Below are 14,976 nucleotides of genomic sequence, written 5' to 3'. Positions count from 1 at the left end.
TTTGCATGACCTCGAATACGCGTGTGGTGGTGATCGGCGCCGGCCTCGCGGGCGTACGGCTCGCCCGGCGGCTCGGTGAGCTGGGCACGCCCGCGCTGCTCGTCGGCGACGAGGAGCACCGGCCGTACAACCGGGTGCTGCTCGCCGAGGTGCTGGCCGGCCGGTACGCCCCGGAGGTGATCGCCCTCCCCGCGCCCGGCGGCCTGGTGCGCGCCCGGGTCACCGGCATCGACCGCACGGCGCGGCAGCTGCGGTGCGCCGACGGCACGTCGATCGCATACGACACGCTGGTGCTGGCCACCGGCTCCAACCCCGTGCTGCCGCCGCTGCGCGGCCTGTTCACCCCTGACCACCAGCTCCCGGAGGGCGTGCACGCGTTCCGCACGATGGACGACTGCCTGGGCCTGTCCAAGGCGGTACGCCCGGGGGTCCGGGCGGTCGTCATCGGCGGCGGGCTGCTCGGGGTCTCCGCGGCCCGCGCGCTGGCCGTGCGCGGCGCCCAGGTGGTCCTCGCCCAGCAGGCCGAGCGGCTCATGGAGCGCCAGCTCGACCCGAACGCCTCCCGGCTGGTGCTGCGGCACCTGAAGGACCTGGGAGTCGAGGTGCACACCGAGTGCCGGGTGCGGGACGTGCGCTGCGTCGGCGGCGCGGTCCGCTCGGTGGAGATGGCCGACGGGTACGCCCTCGACGCCGACCTCGTCGTCCTCGCCTGCGGGGTACGGCCGCGCGCGGGTCTGGCGGAGCAGGCGGGCCTCGCCGTCCACAAGGGCGTCCTCGTCGACGACGAGCTGCGCACCTCCGACCCGCACATCCACGCCATCGGCGACTGCGCCCAGCACGACGGCAACGTCTACGGCCTCGCCGCCCCGGCCCTCGAACAGGCCGACCTGCTCGCCGAGTTGCTCGCCGGCGACGCGAACGCCCGCTACACGGGCACCCGCGCCCTGACCCGGCTGACCCTGACGGGTCCCGACTCCCCCTTCGACCTCGCCGCGTTCGGCGAGACCGAGCCCCGCCCCGGCGACGACGTCGTGCAGCTCACCGACGCCACCCGGGGCACCTACCGCAAGGTCGTCGTCCGCGACGACCGCCTGGTAGGCGGGGTCCTCGTCGGCGAACTCGGCACCGTCGGCGCGCTCGCCCGCGCCTGGGAGGGAGCAGAGCCGCTCCCCGACGACGGCCCCCTGCTCCACCTGCTCACCAACGATGGAGGCTCCTGATGACCGCCAACCTGGGGGCCACCCCCACGATCGTGCTCGTCGGCCACGGCATGGTCGGCCAGCGCTTCCTCGAAGCGCTCGCCGAGCGCGGCCTGACCGCCACGCACCGCGTGGTCGTGCTGTGCGAGGAGCCGCGTCCCGCGTACGACCGCGTCGCCCTCACCTCGTACTTCTCGGGCAAGACGCCCGAGGACCTCTCCATGACCGACATGGAGTTCATCGACACGCACGGCATCGAGCTGTACGTCGGCGACCCCGCGGAGACCATCGACCGCGAGGCGAAGAAGGTGACCGCCAGGTCCGGCCAGGTCTTCGAGTACGACGCCCTCGTCCTCGCCACCGGCTCGTACCCCTTCGTACCCCCCGTCCCCAACAAGGACGCCGAGGGCTGCTTCGTCTACCGCACGATCGAGGACCTGCTCGCGATCGAGGCGTACGCGAAGTCGAAGGCCACGGTCGGTGCGGTGGTCGGCGGCGGTCTGCTGGGGCTCGAGGCGGCCGGCGCGCTGAAGGGTCTCGGACTCACCTCCCACATCGTGGAGTTCGCGCCCCGGCTGATGCCCGTCCAGGTCGACGAGGGCGGCGGCGCCGCGCTCCTGCGCACCATCGAGGAGATGGGCCTGAGCGTCCACACGGGCGTCGGCACGCAGGAGATCGTGGTCGGCCCGGACGGTGCCGTCACCGGCATGAAGCTGTCCGACGGCTCCGAACTCGCCACCGACATGGTGGTGTTCAGCGCCGGTGTCCGCCCCCGCGACCAGCTGGCCCGCGACTGCGGCCTGACCGTCGGCGAGCGCGGCGGCATCGCCGTCGACGAGCAGTGCCGTACCGTCTCCGACCCGCACGTGTTCGCGATCGGCGAGTGCGCGCTGGCCGCCGACGGCCGGGTCTACGGCCTGGTGGCCCCCGGTTACGAGCAGGCCGCGACGGCCGCCGCGACCATCGCCGCCGACGAGGCCTCCTTCACCGGTGCCGACCTGTCCACCAAGCTGAAGCTGCTCGGTGTCGACGTGGCCTCCTTCGGTGACGCGCACGGCGCCACCGAGGACTGCCTGGACGTCGTCTACTCCGACTCCCGCGCCGGCCTGTACAAGAAGCTGGTCATCGGCCGGGACGGCACGCTGCTCGGCGGCATCCTGGTCGGCGACGCGGACGCGTACGGCACCCTGCGCGCCCTGACCGGTTCGGTCCCGCCCATCTCCCCCGAGTCGCTCGTCCTGCCCGCCGGAGCGGGCTCGGGGGCCCAGCTCGGCCCGTCCGCGCTGCCGGACGAGGCGATCATCTGCTCCTGCCACAACGTGTCCAAGGGCACGATCCGCGGCGCGGTCACCGACCACCGGTGCACGACCGTGCCCGAGGTGAAGAAGTGCACCAAGGCCGGTACGGGCTGCGGAAGTTGCGTCAAGGTGCTCGGCCAGCTGGTCACCGCCGAGCTGGAGGCCTCCGGCGTCGAGGTCGACAAGGGCCTGTGCGGCTGCTTCGGGCAGACCCGCGAGGAGCTGTACGAGATCGTCCTCGCCCTGCGCATCAACACCTACCAGGACCTGCTCGACCGCTACGGCCGCGAGGAGGCCCGGGGCGGCGGCGGCTGCGAGGTCTGCAAGCCGGCGGTGGCCTCGATCATCGCCTCCCTGGCCCCGACGATCGGCGCGAGCGGCTATGTCCTGGACGGCGAGCAGGCGGCCCTGCAGGACAGCAACGACCACTTCCTGGCCAACCTCCAGAAGAACGGCTCGTACTCGGTCGTCCCGCGTATCCCCGGCGGTGAGATCACCCCCGAGGGCCTGATCGTGATCGGTGAGATCGCCCGCGACTTCGGCCTCTACACGAAGATCACCGGCGGTCAGCGGATCGACATGTTCGGCGCGCGGGTCGAGCAGCTCCCGCTGATCTGGACCCGCCTGGTGGACGCCGGCTTCGAGTCGGGCCACGCCTACGGCAAGGCGCTGCGCACGGTGAAGTCCTGTGTCGGGCAGACCTGGTGCCGCTACGGCGTCCAGGACTCGGTCCGCATGGCGATCGACCTGGAGCTGCGCTACCGGGGCCTGCGGTCCCCGCACAAGCTCAAGTCGGCGGTCTCCGGCTGCGCCCGCGAGTGCGCGGAGGCCCAGTCGAAGGACTTCGGCGTGATCGCCACCTCCAACGGCTGGAACCTGTACGTCGGCGGCAACGGCGGCGCCACCCCGCGTCACGCGGACCTGCTGGCGCAGGACCTCACCGACGCCGAACTGGTCCGCCTGATCGACCGGTTCCTGATGTTCTACATCCGTACCGCCGACCGGCTGGAGCGCACCTCCACCTGGCTGGAGCGGATCCCCGGCGGCCTGGACCACGTGCGCGACGTGGTCGTGGAGGACTCCCTCGGCATCTGCGAGGAGCTGGAGTCCCTGATGGCGGACCACGTGGCGCACTACGCCGACGAGTGGGCGACCACCATCAACGACCCCGAGAAGCTCGCCCGGTTCGTGTCCTTCGTCAACGCGCCGGACACCCCCGACCCGGTCGTCGGCTTCGTGCCCGAGCGCGACCAGATCAAGCCCGACCTGCCGCTGCTGACCATCGGCCACCGTCCCCTGGAAGGAAGCGCCCAGCGATGACCCTGGCACCCGAGACGACCGACCTGAAGGTTCAGATCCGGCTGGACTCCCCAGAGGGCGCGTGGTTCACGGTCTGCGACCTGAGCCGGCTGCTGCCCGGCCGGGGCGTGGCCGCCCTGCTGCCGGACGGCCGCCAGGTCGCCCTGTTCCGCGACCGCGACGGCCGGCTGTACGGCATCGACAACCGCGACCCGTTCGGCGGCGCGGCGGTCCTCTCCCGGGGTCTGACCGGCACCCATCAGGGCCGCCCGTTCGTGGCGTCCCCGCTGCTCAAGCAGCGCTTCGACCTGGAGACCGGGCAGTGCCTGGACGACGAGTCGGTGCGGGTGGCCACGTATGAGGTACGGACCGCCTGACCCGGACCCGGTCAGCCACTTGGATCAGCCGGCTCGTGCGGGCCGGAGGCGAACCCTAGCCTGAATCCGAACATACCGTCAGATATCTGCCCGTATGTTCGGATTCGGTGTTTCCGCAGAAGGGTTGCCCCATGCCCGGACGTCCGAGGCCTCGACGACGTGCGCCCCGACTGATCACGGCGCTCGTCGGCGCTCTGGTCGGCGCCACCTCGATGGCCGCCCCCGCCCGGGCCGATGCGGGGGACGTGGGGCATGCGGGGGACGCGGGACACGTGGGGGACGTGACGAAGTACCCGATCACGACCACGGCCGGCAGCTTCCCCGCCGGCATCACCGCCGGTCCGGACGGGGCGCTGTGGTTCGCGGAGTCCGGGGTGTCCATGATCGGGCGCATCACGACCGACGGCACCGTCACCGACTACGACGTCCCGACCGCGGACAGCTCTCCCCTCGACATCACCCGGGGACACGATGGCGCCCTGTGGTTCACCGAGGTCGCCGCCGACAAGATCGGCCGGATCACCACGAAGGGCCAGATCACGGAGTTCCCGTTGCCGAACGGTACCGGCCCGACCGGGATCACCGGCACCCCGGACGGCGCCCTGTGGTTCACCGAGGACGGGGTCAACAGCATCGGGCGGAGGGCGCCCGACGGCACCGTGACGCAGCATCCGATCCCGACACCGAAGAGCGGCCCCTACCGGATCGCCGCCGGGCCGGACGGCACCGTGTGGTTCACCGAGACGGCCGGCGGCAGGATCGGCCGCGTCGGCAAGGACGGCCGGATCACCGAATTCCGGCTAGGGGACTCCGACTTCCCCTTCGACATCACCGCGGGCCCCGGCGGGATGTGGTTCACCGCGCCCGGCGCGAACGCGGTGGGGCGGATCACCGACGCAGGGAAGATCACGAAGTTCCCGCTGCCGTCCGCCGACGCCGGACCGGACGGCATCACCCCCGGCCCCGACGGCAGCCTCTGGTTCGCCGAGCAGTCCGGCCGCATCGGCCGGGTGACGCCGGCCGGCGTGATCACCGAGTTCCCGGTGCCGGGCGGCGCGGACGACGTTCCCTTCCAGATCACGGCCGGCCCCGACCGGCACCTGTGGTTCACGGAACTGATCGGCAACGCCATCGGCCGCGTCCAGGCCACGCCCGACCAGGAGTCGATTGCTTGACCGATCGTTCCAGAAATACCTAGGCTGGGCCACGTGGCCAGGACCAAGGAATTCGACCCGGACGCCGCACTGCAGTCAGCCCTGGAGCTGTTCTGGCGGCGCGGCTACGAGGCGACGTCGATGACCGACCTGGTCGAGCACCTGGGCGTCGGCAGGGCGAGCCTGTACGCGACGTTCGGGAACAAGCACGAGCTGTATCTGAAGGCGTTCGACCGGTACGAGCAGACCGGACTCGCGCGGATCGTGCGCGAGCTGTCCCAGCCGGGCCCCGCGCTGCCGGCCGTACGAGCGGTCGTACGCCGCTACGCGGACGAGGCCGCCCACGGGGAACTGCGCCTCAACGGCTGCCTGGTGACCAACACGGCGGCCGAGCTGGCCCCGCACGATCCGGCCGCCGCCCGGCGCGTCGAGCGCAACTGGGACCACCTGGAGACGGTCCTGCACACCACGCTGGTGCGCGCCCAGGCCCAGGGCGAGCTGCCGTCCGACCGCGACCCGCTCGCCCTGGCCCGCACGCTGCTGGTGCTGATGCAGGGACTGCGGGTCGTCGGCAAGGCGTCCTCGGACCCGGCCCGCGTACGGGAAGCGGCGGAGCAGGCACTGACCCTGCTCGACTGACACACCGCCCTCCACCGGAGGGCCTCTTCGCTTGCCTCATACTGAATCGATCGGTCAAGAATAAGGGGAGATCATGACCACCACTCGTTTCACCGGCAGGACCGCCCTCGTCACCGGCGCAGGCTCCGGCATCGGACGGGCCGTCGCCCTCGCGTTCGCCGCGGAGGGCGCTCAGGTCGTCGTCGCCGGGCGCCGGCGGGAGCCCCTGGACGAGACCGTCCGGCTGATCGAGGAGCGGGGCGGCAAGGCCCTCGCGGTGACCGCCGACGTCTCCCGTGCCGGCGACGCGGAGGCGCTGGTCCGGGCCGCCGTCGAGTACTTCGGCTCACTGGACATGGCCGTCAACAACGCCGGCGTCTTCCGGGGCGGGCAGCCTCTCGCCGACCTGCCGGAGGAGGACTGGCACACCCAGCTCGCCGTCAACGTCACCGGCGTCCACCTGGCCCTCCAGGCCCAGATCCGCCGGATGCGCACCCAGCCGTCGGGCGGCGCGATCGTGAACGTGTCCTCCACGTTCGGCCTGCACGCCACCTCCCCCGGCGCCGCCGCCTACTCCGCGACCAAGGCCGCCGTGACCGCCCTCAGCCGGGGCGCCGCCCTGGACCACATCGGCGAAGGCGTCCGGATCAACGTGGTCAGCCCGGGCGCCACCGCAACCTCGATGTCGCTCCGCCCCGGCGAGACGGAGGCCGGCCGCACCGAACGCGCGAAGGCCACCCTCCCGCTCGGCCGGATCTCCACCACCGAGGAGGTCGCCGCCGCCGTCCTCTACCTGGCCTCCGACGACGCGGCCTCACTCGTCGGCACCGACCTGGTGGTGGACAGCGGCGGCTCGCTGTGACCACGCGGGTTCACGGGCCGGAGCTGTCGGACACCCCGTAGTGGTGCGGCTGGGCCCCATCGCTCACCCGAGGTCAGCTCCCCGACCGGACTCAGCCGGTCCGAACCGCATATCCAGCACCGCACGCCGGGAACCATACGGGCCCTAGTCGATCCCCGACCGCTCCACCCCCGCCACGATCCACCGCTGGAAGCACAGGAACACCAGCAGCAGCGGCAGGATCGACACGGCGGCGGCCACGAACAGCTCGTGCAGCCGGATCACCTGGGACGTCGTGAAGGACGACAGCGCCACCTGCACGGTCCAGGCGCTCTGGTCCTGCCCGATGACCAGCGGCCACAGGAAGGAGTTCCACGCGCCGAGGAACACGATGGTCCCGACGGCGGCGAACACGGGCCGGGCGTTCGGCACGACGACCAGCCAGTAGGTGCGCCAGTACCCGAGCCCGTCGACCTGTGCCGCGTCCTCCAACTCCCGGGGAAATCCCAGGAAGTACTGCCGGAAGACGAAGCAGGCGAAGGCCGAGAACAGGGTCGGGACGATCAGGCCCCGGAGCGTGGAGATCCAGCCCAGCGACGACACCAGCACGAAACTCGGTACGAACGTCACGGCGGCCGGGACCAGGAGGGTGCCGAGGATGCCGTAGAAGACCTTGTTCGCGTGCCGGTAGGGGATGCGGGCGAGGCCGTAGCCCGCGAGGGAGGCGAGGAGGAGGGTGCCGAGCGTGGTCGCGACGGCGATCAGCGCGCTGTTGAGGAGGGAGCGGGCGAAGGGGACGGAGGGATCGTCGAACAGCTCCCGGACGTTCCCCCACCTCAACTCCCCCGGCACGAAGGTCCATTCGGGCGAGGTGATGTCCTGCTCGCTCGACAGGCCGTTGCGGACCAGCAGATAGAAGGGGATCAGGAAGAGCAGGGCGAGCGCGATCAGCAGCACCAGCCGCAGCGCCCGCCCGGCCCGCACCAGGGCGTCATCCATCGGCGTCCGTCCTCCCCAGCCTCAGCCACCGCGCCTGTCCCACCGTGACGACGGCGACGACCAGCGCCAGGATCACCGCCCCCGCACTGCCGAGCCCCAGGTTCTGCCCCTGCCCGAGGGCGGTGTAGTAGAGGTAGACGAGCGGCGGCCGGGCGTACGGCGGGTACCCCCGGGCATCGGACAGCAGGTTGTAGAACTCGTCGAAGGCCTGGAAGGCGTTGACGACGAGCAGCAGCACCACCGCGACCGAGGTGGCCCGCAGCTGGGGCAGGGTGATGTGCCGCAGCACGCTCCAGCCGGGCCGGGCCCCGTCGACGGCGGCCGCCTCGTACAGCGCCGGGTCGATCCGCTGCAGCCCGGCGAGGAAGAGAATCATGTAGAACCCGGCCTGCAACCACAGCCGTACGGTGACGATGACCAGCCAGTACCAGGGCGGCTCCGTGGTGGACAGCCAGGCGACCGGATCACCGCCGAACCACCCCAGCACCGTGTTCACCAGCCCGAACCGCACCCCGCTGAAGAGGGACATCTTCCAGACGAGGGCCGCGACGACGTAACTGCACGCGGCCGGCAGGAAGAACACGGACCGGAAGAAGGCCCGGGCGCGCCCGACGCGGTTGACCATAAGGGCTAGAGACAGCGAGAACACGTACGTGACGGGCACGATGAACGCGGTGAAGACCAGGAAGGTCCGCAGGCTGTCGACGAACGCGTCGTCCCGCAGCATCGCCGTGTAGTTGTCCAGCCCGACGAAGCGCGTGGGCGTGACGGTGTTGTGCGCGTCGAAGAAGCTGAGCGCCATGCTCCACAGCAGCGGGACGTATGTGAACAGGGCGAGACCGAGGGCGAAGGGCCCGACGAAGACCCAGAACCAGAGGGCTCGGTTGCGCCTCACGACGACTTCTTCTTCACCCGGTCCAGCTCGGCCGACACCTTCCGTACGACCGCTCGCAGTTCGCTCTCCGGACTCGCACCGCTCCTGATGATCCGGCTGAGCGCGTCCTGGTAGGCGGTCTGGCTTGCCGGGGTCCACAGCAGGGGCTGCGCGTAGCCGTACTCGGTGGTGAACCGGACGGCGTCGGCGGCCGCGCCCGACCTCAGCTTGGTGGCCTTCTTGGCGAGGGAGATCCGGGTGGGGATGTGGAAGCCGTAGGAGAGGGCGAAGTCCTCCTGGTAGTCGGCGCGTTCGACCCACAGCCACTTCACGTACGCCTTGGCGGCCTCCTTGTGCCTGCTGCGCGCACTGACGGCGGCCCCGTACGCACCGACGGGAACGGAGGGTCGGCCATGGGCGCCGTCCTTCGGGAAGGGAAGCACCCCGAAGTCGTCGCCCAGTTCCTTCTGGACCTGGGGAAGCGCCCACAGTCCGGACCACTGCATGGCGGTCAGCCCTTGGAGGAAGGCGGACGGATCGGACCAGTCGGCGGGTGCGCCGAGGAGGAGGGACTTGTCGGCGTGGAGCCGGTGCAGTTTGCCGAGGGTGCGGGCGGCGGTGGGGTCGTCGAAGCCGACCTTGCCGTCATCGGTCACCAGTCGAAGTCCGGCCGCGTACAAGGGAGTTCCACCGAGCACCCCCGCTCCCCCGTCGTTGCCGAGGAAGAGCCCCTTGACCTTGCTGCTGGTGAGCTTCCCGGCGGCGTCGACGAGGGCGTCCAGGGTGGTGGGCGGCTCGACTCCCGCGTCCGCGAGGAGGCTCTTGCGGTAGTAGAGCAGCTGCATGTCGATGACCTGGGGGATGCCCCAGATCTTCCCCTCGTACGTCTTCGGCGTGAGGACGGCCGGGTTGAAGTCGTCCCTGACCCCGTCGAGGAGATCGGTGAGGTCGACGACCTGACCGCCCTGGATCTGGTCGAGCGTGGGACTGCCCTCGAAGACGTCCGGCCCGGAGTCGGTGAGCAGGGCGGCGGCGGTCTGCTGGTCGTAGTCGCCCGGCCGCCACTGCACCCCGACGTCGGCCTTCTTGTAAGCGGCGGCGTACCGCTGCACGGCCTGCTGGGTGCCGGCCTCGCCGTACTGGTGGTACCACTGCGACAGCGCCGGCCCCGAGCCGCCCCCGCGTCCGGTGTTGGACCCGCACGCCGTGACCAGTCCGCCACCCACGCCCGCCGCCAGCAGCGCCCTGCGGCTGATGCCCCTCATCATGTGCCCCCTGACGTTCGTCATCGATGCACGGCCCAACGATCAACCATGCGCCGGGATTACGAAGGGGGTGTTGCGGCGGTGTGTCACACCTTGAGGGCGCCGAAGTCCACGCCCGTGAGCTGCACCGAGGCATCCCAAAGCCTGTCGGCCGCCTGGTCATTGAGCGTCCACGGCGCCCGCCAGGAGGGCGCCGGCGCACCCCGCCACATCGCGAACGAGGGCCCGAAGAAGGAGTCCGGCCGGACCTCGTCCGCGGTCGCCGCGTACAGCGTGGGCAGCGCGCCCGCCTCCGCCGGCTGGGCGAAGACCCGGTTGCCGATCTCCATGGCCCGCTCGGCACCCCTGCGCCCCTCGGCCCGCGGCCCGGCGGTCTGGAGGTTGGTGGCGGCATAGCCCGGGTGGGCGGCGGCCGCGACGAGGTCGGTGTCGTGCGCGGCCAGCCTCCGCGCCAGCTCATGGGTGAAGAGCAGATTGGCGGTCTTGGACCGGGCGTAGGCGATCCAACGCCGGTACTTTCGCTCGCTGTTGAGGTCATGGAGGTCGATGTTGGCGAGGGCGTGCATCATGCTGGACACGGTCACGATGCGCGCGCCCGGGGTCGCGAGCAGGGCGGGCAGCAGCAGCCCGGTGAGCGCGAAGTGGCCGAGATGATTGACCCCGAACTGCGTCTCGAACCCGTCGGCAGTCGTCCCGTACGGCGGCGCCATCACACCCGCGTTGTTGACCAGCAGATCGATCCGCGCGTACGGCACCCGGTCCGCGAAGTCCCGCACGGACGCCAGATCCCCGAGGTCCAGCCGCTCCACCTCGACCTCGGCCCCCGGCGCCTCCACCACGAGTCGCTCCGCGGCAGCACGCCCCCGCGCCTCACTCCGACACGCGAGCACGACCCGCGCCCCCTTACGTGCCAGCTCCCGCGCGGTGACGTACCCGAGCCCGCTGTTGGCACCGGTGACGACGGCCACGCGGCCGGTCTGGTCGGGGATGTCCTGCGCGGTCCAGCCCATGCGGGCTCCTCCTCGCGGTGCTCGACGGGAAGGGCGGACCGGGGCCCGGCCCTGGGCTGACGGGTCCAGGGTAGGCGTGGGGGTCCTGTTTCCCGCGACGCCGTGCCCGATCCCTTGGCGCGGATCATTGTCCGGGCTCGGGGCAGCCCGCAGAGACGTCACGAAGTCCCGTAAGGCACCATGGAGTTCATGACCACACTCCGAAAGGCCGATGCCGCGTAACCGGCCCGGCGCCCTGCGCGGCGCACGACCCGCCCCCGACCCCCGCTTCTGGGAAGAGCCCCCTCCGGCCCGCATACCCGGCCTGTCCGCCCGTACCAGCCTCGCCATCCACCGCGCGGAGCGCCTCTCCCCCGGCTTCTGGTTCTCGCGCGGCGCGACCGAGACCGCCCTGCGGCGCTACCGCGCGTTCCTCCACCCTCCGGGACGCCGCCCCCGCTACCCCCGCGAGTCCTACTGCCCCAGCTGCCCGGGCTGCGCCCTCGACGACGTACGGCAGGCCCGGGACGCCCTGGCCGACATCCTGCCCCTGCTCCCTCCCCGGGCACGGGCCGAGCTGCGGCGCGCGGTGACGCCGCTGGACCGCCGCTACCTGCGCCTCACGCTTCCCGACCCGCTGGCCGGGCCGGCCGCGCCTTGGTGGCACCGGCGGCTCGCGAAGGGTGTGGAGGGGTGGTGAGCCCCGGCCGGGAGGCGCCTGTGGCCGGGCGGGACTTTTCCCGGCGAACCGCACAACTTTTTCCGGCGAGGGCGCATCCAACACAATGACCTACATCCACCCATTCGCCCGATGGAGGCGGATGCGCCATGTCTCTGCACTCTCACCACTTCTCCCGCCGCGGCACGGTCGCCCTGCTGACCGCCGCGCTCGCCGGGCTCACGGCCGGCGGAGCCGCCTGGGGCGTGACCTCGACGGCGGCACAGGCGTCGGCCGGGGCCCGTACCTGCGCCGTGAGTGATCTCTACCTCTCCATGGGGCGTAAGGAAGGCGCGGCCGGATCGCTCTACTGGACCATCCGATTCACCAACACCAGCACCACCAAATGCGCCCTGCGCGGCTACCCGGGCGTCAGCGTCCTGGACACCGCCCATCACCAGATCGGACCGGCCGCCACCCGCACAAGTGAGTCCTACTCGACAGTGACTCTCGCCCCCGCCCACTCCACCTTCGCGGTCATCCGCACCACCAACGGCCCCATCGGCGGCCCCTGCCTCCGCACCGGCGCCTACCTGAGGATCTATCCACCGGCCTCGCACAGCGCGGCCCTCGTCCCGGCTCGCTGGACCATCTGCTCCGGCGTCTTCCAGGTCGGCCCGGTCAACAACGAGGGCACGCTCTGACGGTGCCGCCGTGGCAGTCGGGGCGGCGGTACCCCCGCGCAGGTGCCGCCGCCTCGACGAGCCCTGTCCGACAGATCGGGGATCAGACCGGCAGATCGGGGATCAGGCCGGGGTCGGCGCCCAGCGCCACCACGTCTTCGCGCACGGCGCTCACGAACCGTTCGATCTCCGCGACCAGCACCTCCCAGCCGACCGGTGCCGTCCACGAGTCCGGCTCGGAGACGGAGCCGACCCGCCATCCCTCGGAAGATCCCGAGATCCCCGAGATCCGCGAGATCCGCACCTCACCCACATCCGCGTACGACATCGAGTCGAACTCGAAATCACCACGCTCACCGGCCTGCCGCCCCAGCCAACCCACCAGCGCTCGCGCCAGCTCGGCCACCGGGAACAGCCCCTCCGCCATCACCACATGGTCCCCGTCCCGGATGGTCAGGTCGGCTTCGATGTCCACGAGCAGCACGGCCGTGGGCGCTGTCTCGGGACGCAGGCCGCGCCGCTCCAGGTCCGGCGCCCCCACGTTCTCGTACGCGAACTTCACCGTCATCCGGCCCTCCCCGGAGTCCAAGGGCCGCCGACGTGCAGTCCTTCCGGGCCGCGAACCCTAGCAAGCAGCTCCCTGCACGGACCGCCCAGGGAATGATGGCGGTCATGGCATTGTCGACGGCGTTCACGAAGTTGTTCGGTGTGCGGCATCCGATCGCGTCGGCACCGATGGGCGGATCGGCCGGGGGTGCGCTGGCGGCGGCCGTCTCCCGTGGGGGCGGGCTCGGACTGCTGGGTGGCGCGTACGGGGACCGGGACTGGCTGGCGGGCGAGCTGCCGATCGTGGCGGATTCCGGGCAGCCGTGGGGTGTGGGGTTCCTGAGCTGGGCGATCGATGTCGGTGCGGTGGACCAGGCGCTGGAGCACAACCCCAGGACGGTGATGCTGTCCTTCGGGGATCCGAGCCCGTTCACCGAACGCGTCCGCGCGGCCGGCGCGGCGCTGATCATCCAGGTCACCGAACGCGGCCGAGTCAACGCGGCGTGCCGCTCTCTCGCTCGCGACCGAGTCCGACCACCCCGAGGTGGCGGGGTGGGCACACGAGATGCGGGCGTGGTTCGCCCTCACGACCGGCGACAGGTTGAGGTGGCTCTCGACAAGGGGCGCCGACTGCTAGAAGGGATGCCGTATCCCGAGAACTTGGACAATCACTTTGTCGTCGACCCTGCCAAGTTCGACTTCACTGCTACCGGCTGGTTGGGGAAGACCGACTTGCGCGGACGCTCGCGGAAGAGGTTCTGCGTACGGGAACTGACTTCGACGGCACGGAGCGGTCCCCCATGCGGAACGCCGAAGCGCGAGTAACCCTGGGGGTCACCGCAGCGCTACAGCACCGAACCGGCAGCACAGGACTACCTGAACCACCAGCAAGAGCTAGGCAGGGAGACGCCCGGGTTCCTGCCTTCCTGACCGGCAGGAACTGAGACGGGCGGGGCCTCGCTTTGATACGGCAGCTGTAGATAGCTGCTGCTGAGCTTTCTGATCACGGTGTGATGTCGGCGTAGGCGTACCAACGGCGGTGGCAGAGGCGGGCGTGGAGTTGGGGAGGGGAACGCGCGCGCGAGTCTCCGGGGAGGGATCGAGGAATCCCCTCATCTCGTCGTGGCTCGAAAGGATCTGTACGATGCGTGCGCCCATGGGCTCTTGTCGGGAAACGTCCCGCGGGGGCCCTTCTTCTCACCGTGGGGATGCACATGCGCATACGCGCTTCGGTCGCCGCTCTGTCCGGCGCCCTGGTTCTCGCTTCGGCTCTGGTGTTTCCCGCCGCCGCGCAGGCGCACGCGAGACCGATGGACAGTGACGACACGACGATCACGAAGGTCGTCGTCAACGGCGGCAAGGACATCGTCCTCGGTACCTCCGCCAAGCAGTCGTTCACCGCCACGGTGGACGCGGCCGACCCGGACGGCGTCACCGGCGGCTGGGTCGCCCTGTGGCACGGCACCTCCTTCGACGACCAGGGCAGGGACGGCGCACTGTTCCCCGCCGAACAGGGATCGGGCTCCTGCGTGGCGACCAGTGGCCAGACCGCGACGTGCACGGTCCACTTCACCGTGGACCCGAAGGCCGACCTGACCACGAACGCCTATGCCGGCACCTGGCACGCGTACGCCACCGCGTACGGCATGCCGAGCGGTTCCACCAGCGACGGATACGCCGGCTCCGTGCACATCAAGCGCAACACCACGCTGACCGCGAATGCCTCGCCCGAGCCGGTGGTCCATGGCCGGACCATCACGGTCAAGGGCACGCTCACCCGGGCCAACTGGGAGACCCATGCGTACGCGGGCCTGAGCAACGTGTCGGTGAAACTCCAGTACCGCAAGTCGGGCACCAGCACGTACACGACCCTCAAGACCGTCACCAGCGGCTCCGGCGGAGCGGTGAAGGCCACCACGACCGCGACGAGCGACGGGTACTACCGCTTCTCCTACGCGGGTACCACGGCCACCGACGCCGCGACGTCGGCCAGCGACTTCGTCGACGTCCAGTAGGGGTGGGTGGGGGCGCGGGGACGGCCGCCTCTCAATATGCCAGCTGTTCCAAGCAAGGCGGTGACTGCAGGGTCCGGGAGGTCGAAAAATGCAACTGCCGCAGCGGTGCCCGCCATGACCAGGTAGGTCCCGCGTGGGCTGGCCTCCGGCACTTCGGCTCC

Annotated in this window: 15 protein-coding genes; 10 read left to right on the top strand and 5 right to left on the bottom strand. The window is 71.0% G+C overall.

Going from position 1 to position 14,976, the window contains the following annotated elements; translation table 11 throughout:
* The first annotated feature begins 5 nt into the window (after positions 1 to 5).
* The 6 genes from CRP49_RS21345 to CRP49_RS21320 all read left to right on the top strand — a co-directional run bounded on the left by CRP49_RS21345 (position 6) and on the right by CRP49_RS21320 (position 6,807).
* Positions 6 to 1,220 (top strand): NAD(P)/FAD-dependent oxidoreductase, encoded by a 1,215-nt coding sequence (locus CRP49_RS21345; protein ID WP_097254818.1) that lies wholly within the window; start codon positions 6 to 8, stop codon positions 1,218 to 1,220.
* Positions 1,220 to 3,817 carry a nitrite reductase large subunit NirB gene (gene nirB / locus CRP49_RS21340; protein ID WP_097254817.1) on the top strand — a complete coding sequence of 866 codons (2,598 nt, stop codon included), beginning with the start codon at positions 1,220 to 1,222 and terminating at the stop codon, positions 3,815 to 3,817. The genes CRP49_RS21345 and nirB overlap by 1 nt, the downstream gene beginning before the upstream one ends.
* Positions 3,814 to 4,173 (top strand): nitrite reductase small subunit NirD, encoded by a 360-nt coding sequence (nirD, locus tag CRP49_RS21335; protein WP_097254815.1) that lies wholly within the window; start codon positions 3,814 to 3,816, stop codon positions 4,171 to 4,173. Before nirB ends, nirD begins: the two co-directional genes overlap by 4 nt.
* A 131-nt stretch (positions 4,174 to 4,304) precedes the next feature.
* On the top strand, positions 4,305 to 5,348 hold the full coding sequence (locus tag CRP49_RS21330; protein ID WP_097254814.1) for a hypothetical protein: 1,044 nt from the start codon (positions 4,305 to 4,307) through the stop codon (positions 5,346 to 5,348).
* A gap of 33 nt (positions 5,349 to 5,381) precedes the next feature.
* Entirely contained in the window at positions 5,382 to 5,966 is a 585-nt protein-coding gene (locus tag CRP49_RS21325; RefSeq protein WP_097254813.1) for a TetR/AcrR family transcriptional regulator, read from the top strand.
* Between the two features lie 73 nt (positions 5,967 to 6,039).
* Positions 6,040 to 6,807, top strand: a complete 768-nt coding sequence (locus CRP49_RS21320) for an SDR family NAD(P)-dependent oxidoreductase (RefSeq protein ID WP_097254811.1) — start codon at positions 6,040 to 6,042, stop codon at positions 6,805 to 6,807.
* A 144-nt stretch (positions 6,808 to 6,951) separates the two neighbouring features.
* Here CRP49_RS21320 and CRP49_RS21315 read toward each other — a convergent pair whose 3' ends face one another.
* From CRP49_RS21315 to CRP49_RS21300, 4 genes are all read right to left on the bottom strand, one after another.
* Entirely contained in the window at positions 6,952 to 7,785 is an 834-nt protein-coding gene (locus tag CRP49_RS21315; RefSeq protein WP_094217918.1) for a carbohydrate ABC transporter permease, read from the bottom strand.
* Positions 7,778 to 8,680 carry a carbohydrate ABC transporter permease gene (locus CRP49_RS21310; protein ID WP_097254810.1) on the bottom strand — a complete coding sequence of 301 codons (903 nt, stop codon included), beginning with the start codon at positions 8,678 to 8,680 and terminating at the stop codon, positions 7,778 to 7,780. The genes CRP49_RS21315 and CRP49_RS21310 overlap by 8 nt, the downstream gene beginning before the upstream one ends.
* A complete protein-coding gene (locus CRP49_RS21305) occupies positions 8,677 to 9,924 on the bottom strand; it encodes an ABC transporter substrate-binding protein (RefSeq protein WP_179851700.1) in 1,248 nt (415 codons plus the stop codon). The genes CRP49_RS21310 and CRP49_RS21305 overlap by 4 nt, the downstream gene beginning before the upstream one ends.
* Before the next feature lie 86 nt (positions 9,925 to 10,010).
* Positions 10,011 to 10,934, bottom strand: a complete 924-nt coding sequence (locus CRP49_RS21300) for an oxidoreductase (protein WP_097254809.1) — start codon at positions 10,932 to 10,934, stop codon at positions 10,011 to 10,013.
* A 211-nt stretch (positions 10,935 to 11,145) separates the two neighbouring features.
* Here CRP49_RS21300 and CRP49_RS21295 point away from each other — a divergent pair, with 211 nt between their 5' ends.
* Complete coding sequence (locus CRP49_RS21295; protein ID WP_097254808.1) at positions 11,146 to 11,613, top strand: hypothetical protein; 468 nt, start codon at positions 11,146 to 11,148, stop codon at positions 11,611 to 11,613.
* Positions 11,614 to 11,741: 128 nt separating this feature from the next.
* The gene (locus tag CRP49_RS21290) at positions 11,742 to 12,275 is read left to right on the top strand and encodes a DUF4232 domain-containing protein (protein ID WP_097254807.1); all 534 of its coding nucleotides are present in this window, start codon (positions 11,742 to 11,744) and stop codon (positions 12,273 to 12,275) included.
* An 82-nt stretch (positions 12,276 to 12,357) separates the two neighbouring features.
* Here the strand turns inward: CRP49_RS21290 and CRP49_RS21285 are convergent, their stop codons facing one another.
* The gene (locus tag CRP49_RS21285) at positions 12,358 to 12,822 is read right to left on the bottom strand and encodes a hypothetical protein (RefSeq protein ID WP_257033459.1); all 465 of its coding nucleotides are present in this window, start codon (positions 12,820 to 12,822) and stop codon (positions 12,358 to 12,360) included.
* 104 nt (positions 12,823 to 12,926) lie between these two features.
* Between CRP49_RS21285 and CRP49_RS47995 the strand changes: the two genes are divergently transcribed.
* Together CRP49_RS47995 and CRP49_RS21275 are read left to right on the top strand one after the other, a co-directional pair.
* Complete coding sequence (locus tag CRP49_RS47995) at positions 12,927 to 13,625, top strand: nitronate monooxygenase (RefSeq protein ID WP_097257473.1); 699 nt, start codon at positions 12,927 to 12,929, stop codon at positions 13,623 to 13,625.
* Positions 13,626 to 14,014: 389 nt separating this feature from the next.
* Complete coding sequence (locus CRP49_RS21275; protein ID WP_097257472.1) at positions 14,015 to 14,815, top strand: hypothetical protein; 801 nt, start codon at positions 14,015 to 14,017, stop codon at positions 14,813 to 14,815.
* Positions 14,816 to 14,976: the final 161 nt, after the last annotated feature.

The organism is Streptomyces sp. Ag109_G2-15 (genome assembly GCF_900215565.1).
Taxonomy (GTDB): Bacteria; Actinomycetota; Actinomycetes; order Streptomycetales; family Streptomycetaceae; genus Streptomyces; species Streptomyces diastatochromogenes.
Note: the sequence above shows the minus strand (reverse complement) of the source record. Positions and strands in the feature narration are given on the sequence as shown.